This is a genomic window from Aeromonas sp. R1-1 (assembly GCF_040908495.1).
Classification (GTDB): domain Bacteria; phylum Pseudomonadota; class Gammaproteobacteria; order Enterobacterales; family Aeromonadaceae; genus Aeromonas; species Aeromonas veronii.
In genome coordinates this window covers 1-4,672 of the sequence record NZ_JBFODV010000013.1, presented here as the reverse complement: position 1 = coordinate 4,672, position 4,672 = coordinate 1, and the positions used below count along the sequence as shown (strand labels likewise).

The following is a 4,672-nucleotide window of genomic DNA, read 5'->3' as shown; positions in this document are numbered from 1 at the left end:
CGGGGTCGCCTCTCTTTTTGTTTTCTGTTGCGAGTCGTTACTTCAACAGGCTGAAGATCAGCGCCGATACCGCTAGCGAGCCGGTCAGCAGGATAAAGCCGTTGGTCCAGCCGTGACGGAAGCGGGCCAGCGCCTCCACCTTGTAGATGGCAATCACCGGCATGATAAACAGGATCATGGCGATGACCGGGCCGGAGAGGGTTTCCATCAGCCCCAGAATGCCCGGGTTGATGACGGCGGCACCCCAGATAGAGAAGAACATCAGGGCGATACCGACTTTGTCCGCCTTGGCCAGCGGCAGACCGGTGGGCTTGGCGATCAGGCTTTTCAGGCTTTCGCGGGCACCGAGGAAGTGACCGAGGAAGGAGGAGCTGATGGCGATAAAGGCGATGAGCGGCCCCAGAGTCACGATCACCGGGTTGTCGGTGATGTTGGCGAGATAGGAGAGCACAGAGACGTTCTGGGCCTTGGCTTCGGCCAGCTGGGCTGGCGAGAGGCTCAGCACGCAGGAGAAGACGAAGAAGAGCACGAAGCCCACCAGCATTACTGTGGTGTTGCGCAGGATCAGGCCGCTCTTGGCTTCCGCCTGCTCGCCATATTCACGGCGCTGCACGTTGGCAAAGCCGGAGATGGCGGCGGCGTGGCTGAAGGCGAACACGGTGACCGGCAGCGCCAGCCAGACGGTGTTGAGAAAGCTGACCCCTTCAAACGCCGTCACTTCCGGCCATTGCCACTGAGGGATCAGGTAGCAGGAGAGGGCCGCCAGAATGGCCGCCAGCGGATAAACCATAAAGGCGAAGGCGCGCAGCATCGCTTTCTCACCCGCCAGCATCACGGCGATCATGGCGAATACCAGCAGGCCGGAGAGCATCACCCGATCCGGGGTTGCCATGCCGAGCTGGTTGACCATAAAGCTCTCCACCGTGTTGGTCAGACCGACCCCGTAAATGAGCAGGATCGGGAAGATGGAGAGGAAATAGAGCGCCGAGATGAGACGACCGGCCATCTTGCCGAAATGCTCCTCCGCCACTTCGGTGAAGTCGGCGTGGGGGCGTGAAGAAGAGAGCACGAAGCGCGCCAGCCCGCGGTGGGCGAGGAAGGTCATGGGGCCTGCCAGTACCGCGACGATAACAAGGGGCCAGATGCCGCCCAGACCCAGATTGATGGGCAGGAACAGGATGCCGGCGCCAACGGCGGTGCCAAACAGGCTGATAACCCAGTGGGTGTCGTGACGACGCCAGCGGGTGGTGCTGGACGTGGTGGAGCAGGAACCGGATAGCTCCTTGGTAGCCTCTACAGATAAACTCATTACTAATTCACTTTTTGTTAGTGTTTTAATCTGAGTTTATTGTGGTTTATCGGGATTTAATTCTCAAAAAGCGAGACTGAAACATATCACTGCCATTGCGGGGTTTAGCCAGCGAGATTGGGAATCGAATCTGGGTCACAGAATGAAACAAAACTGATATTGGTGATTTTTATGAAATATAAAACCAAAATTTGATCTGCTCTCATTTTTTTATTTTGACTAATCAGGGGTTTTCAGAATTACGTGAAAAATCGCACCATTTCTCGCCGATCGATTGTGATGTTTCACTATCATTTTGCCGCTTTGCCAGCGTATCACGCTGTGCAAGCGCGCCTTGACCAGCGGATCACACCGGCCATCCCCCCGGACAACGACTCTGAAAAAGCAGGCGGCCATCGGGCCGCCTGCTTGTCTGCTGTGATGATATTGCTACTCGTCTAGTGGGCCAGAATGTTGCCCCAGGCGAGATCCGGATCCCCCATCACGATAAAGTCAGGGTTCTCCAGCGACTCGGTTTCGTTGTAACTGAGTGGCTGCAACGCCAGGCTGAGGATACGGCCACCGGCTGCCTCGACGATGCACTGGGCGGCGGCGGTGTCCCACTCGCCGGTGGGGCCGAGCCTTACGTAGCAATCGGCTGCCCCTTCCGCCACCAGACAGGATTTGAGGGAGCTGGAACCAAGCGGGATCAGCTCGTAGTTGATGGCCGGGTTGAGGCGGCGGGTGAGGTTCTCCAGCTTCTGGCGGCGGCTGATGGCCACCACCAGCGAGTCGGGCTGGTCATGCTCGTGGTGCATGGCGCTGATGGGCAACACCTCGCCATTCACCTCCTTGAAGGCGCCGTAGCCGCGCACCGCCCAGTAGAGCACGTTGGACTCGGGAGCATAGATGACCCCGAGCACCGGCACATTATCCCGCACCAGGGCGATCAGGGTGGCGAAGTCGCCGCTGCCCGCGATAAATTCGCCAGTGCCATCAAGGGGATCCACCAGCCAGTACTGCCGCCAGTTGGATCGCTGGCTGAAGGGGATGTCGGCTGCCTCTTCGGTCAGCACGGGAACGTGGGGAGTGAGCGCCGAGAGCGCCTGTTTGAGGTAGGCATCGGCAGCAAGATCGGCACTGGTGACCGGGGTCGCATCCTCCTTCAGCTGACGCTCGAACTGACCGCCGTGATAGATGTCGTGAAGGATCCTTCCGGCTTCGCGGGCAATCTCCTTGACCCCCGGCACCCAGGCCAACAACTCCTGCATCTCGTTATCCTCTGTCTGTTAACTGCCCGTCTGCGGGCTACTCTGCCTGCTCCGCCAGCCACTTCTGGGCCAAGAGCAGGGCACTGATGCTGCGCGACTCGGTGAAGTCGGGCCGTGTCAGCAATTCGTCGATCCGGTTTAGCGGCCAGGGGATCACCTCGAGGGGCTCAGGCTCGTCGCCGATCCGCTGCTCGGGGAAGAGATCCCGGGCCAGCAAAATGTCCATCCGGCTGGAGAAGTAGCCGGGGGCCAGCGACACCTGCTTGAGCAAGGTCAGGCTGTTGGCGCCAAAGCCCGCCTCTTCCATCAGCTCCCGGTTGCCCGCCTCGAAGGCATCTTCGCCCGGGTCGATCAGCCCCTTGGGAAAGCCCAGCTCGTAGGAGTGGGTGCCAGCGGCATATTCGCGCACCAGCAGCAGGGTCTGCTCATCGAACAGCGGCACCACCATGACGGCGCCACGATTGCCGCCGCGCATCCGCTCGTAGACCCGCTCTTCGCCGTTGGAGAATTTGAGGTGGAGGGACTCCACTCTGAACAGCCTACTCTCGGCCACGATATCGGCCTTGAGGATCTCCGGTTTGCTCTTGGGATGATCCAGTTGGTCGGCAGAGATGTGCTCGGGTTTGCTCTTGTGGGGGTCGCTCATCGGACGCTGGCAGCTCGTTAAAAAATCGTGCTTCAAGAGTAAACGACTCTCACACCGAACACCACGGGCCAGGGATGGCAAAGGGGGAGGAAAAATCCGCTATACTGCCGCTCCATTTCTTTCGCGACACCGAGATCAAGAGACCCGATGCCACACTCCCGCGCTACCACCTTGCCCTGGCACCAGATAGACACCGTCTTGCTAGATATGGATGGCACCCTGATCGATCTGCATTTTGACAACCACCTCTGGCAGCAGCTGGTGCCGGAGCGTTACGCCGAGCGGCTTGGTCTGCCGCTGGATGAAGCCAAAGCGCAGATCGATGTCCACTATCACGCCGTCAACGGCACCCTCAACTGGTACTGCGTGGATTACTGGAGCGAGACCCTGGGGCTCGATATTCGTGCCCTCAAGCAGGAGCTGCTGGCGAAGATCCAGTGGCGTCCTCACGCCATCCCCTTTCTGGCCGAGCTGCGCGCCGCGGGCAAGCAGTTGGTGCTCTTTACCAATGCCCACCCTGCCAGCCTGTCGGTGAAGGATGCGCAGTTGGGACTAAGCGATCATCTGGATTTGATGGTGAGTACCCACGAGCTGGGCTGGTCGAAGGAGAGCCAATACTGCTGGCAGGCACTGGCCGAGCGGCTGGCGTTCGATCCGGCCCGTACCCTGTTTGTGGATGACAGCGAGCGGATCCTGCGGGCCGCCGCCGACTATGGCATCGGCTATCAGCTGGCGATCCAGAATCCGGACAGCTGCAAGCCGGAGCTGAGCATTACCGCTTTTCCGGCGATCCGCGACTATGCCGAGTTGCTGCCGCTGGCAATCTGAATCAGTTCAAACAAGAGAGGGCTGCATCATGCAGCCCTCTCTGTATCTGAAACCTGGCGGTGAAACATCACAGCTCCCGGAACGGACGCCGTTTCTCTTCCTCTATGACGATCGCCTCCAGATTGGCGATCCGCTCCTGCAACTCTCTGATGATCATATCCTGCTTGCCGAGGCGGTCGGTGATGCGGGCATCCCCCATCTGATAGCGGGCCCGTTTGCCGAGATATCCGAACAATACGCTGATAAATACGATCAGGACTATGCCTGTCCACATGGTCATGTCACGACTCCTTGTCGTCTATAAACGGCGAAAACGCTGATGGTATCCGTTCTGTTTTCTCACAGCCGCCAATTGGCCGCAATGGGGCCCTTTTCGCCTTTGTGATGCAGTTGGCTATTGCTGCCAGAGCGGTCGACCGACCCAGAGCGCCCACAAGGTGAGGTGCAGCAGCACGATAAACCAGAAGACCAGCCGGTAGCTGCGCTTCTGGGTCTTGTGGCGCAGCCACTGGCGGGCAACCAGCGCCCCCGGCCAGCCGCCGCACAGCTCCAGCAGATGCAGGCGGGATTCGGGAATGCGCCACTCGCCCCGCACCGCCTGCCGCTTGTCCCAGGCGTAGGCGGCGACCGTGAGCAGAC

The 4,672-nt window shown here is 59.7% G+C and carries 6 protein-coding genes; 1 reads left to right on the top strand and 5 read right to left on the bottom strand.

Going from position 1 to position 4,672, the window contains the following annotated elements; translation table 11 throughout:
- Positions 1 to 37: 37 nt before the first annotated feature.
- From AB5Y92_RS00490 to nudE, 3 genes are all read right to left on the bottom strand, one after another.
- Positions 38 to 1,309, bottom strand: coding sequence for an aromatic amino acid transport family protein (locus tag AB5Y92_RS00490; RefSeq protein ID WP_149153685.1), 1,272 nt, complete (start codon positions 1,307 to 1,309; stop codon positions 38 to 40).
- Positions 1,310 to 1,746: 437 nt separating this feature from the next.
- A complete protein-coding gene (cysQ, locus tag AB5Y92_RS00485) occupies positions 1,747 to 2,559 on the bottom strand; it encodes a 3'(2'),5'-bisphosphate nucleotidase CysQ (protein WP_005357849.1) in 813 nt (270 codons plus the stop codon).
- A gap of 37 nt (positions 2,560 to 2,596) precedes the next feature.
- Entirely contained in the window at positions 2,597 to 3,205 is a 609-nt protein-coding gene (gene nudE / locus AB5Y92_RS00480) for an ADP compounds hydrolase NudE (RefSeq protein WP_164536012.1), read from the bottom strand.
- A gap of 147 nt (positions 3,206 to 3,352) precedes the next feature.
- Between nudE and yrfG the strand changes: the two genes are divergently transcribed.
- Positions 3,353 to 4,033, top strand: a complete 681-nt coding sequence (yrfG, locus tag AB5Y92_RS00475) for a GMP/IMP nucleotidase (RefSeq protein ID WP_164536013.1) — start codon at positions 3,353 to 3,355, stop codon at positions 4,031 to 4,033.
- Between the two features lie 67 nt (positions 4,034 to 4,100).
- On the opposite strand, the gene AB5Y92_RS00470 is transcribed toward yrfG, so the two are convergent.
- On the bottom strand, positions 4,101 to 4,313 hold the full coding sequence (locus AB5Y92_RS00470) for a hypothetical protein (protein ID WP_005340264.1): 213 nt from the start codon (positions 4,311 to 4,313) through the stop codon (positions 4,101 to 4,103).
- A 114-nt stretch (positions 4,314 to 4,427) separates the two neighbouring features.
- Complete coding sequence (locus tag AB5Y92_RS00465; RefSeq protein ID WP_368225119.1) at positions 4,428 to 4,670, bottom strand: DUF1294 domain-containing protein; 243 nt, start codon at positions 4,668 to 4,670, stop codon at positions 4,428 to 4,430.
- Positions 4,671 to 4,672: the final 2 nt, after the last annotated feature.

Excerpts from the sequence above, each read along its gene's own strand:
- AB5Y92_RS00490 (WP_149153685.1), bottom strand. The coding sequence starts at position 1,309 with ATGAGTTTATCTGTAGAGGCTACCAAGGAGCTATCCGGTTCCTGCTCC.
- cysQ (WP_005357849.1), bottom strand. The coding sequence starts at position 2,559 with ATGCAGGAGTTGTTGGCCTGGGTGCCGGGGGTCAAGGAGATTGCCCGC.
- nudE (WP_164536012.1), bottom strand. The coding sequence starts at position 3,205 with ATGAGCGACCCCCACAAGAGCAAACCCGAGCACATCTCTGCCGACCAA.
- yrfG (WP_164536013.1), top strand. The coding sequence starts at position 3,353 with ATGCCACACTCCCGCGCTACCACCTTGCCCTGGCACCAGATAGACACC.
- AB5Y92_RS00470 (WP_005340264.1), bottom strand. The coding sequence starts at position 4,313 with ATGACCATGTGGACAGGCATAGTCCTGATCGTATTTATCAGCGTATTG.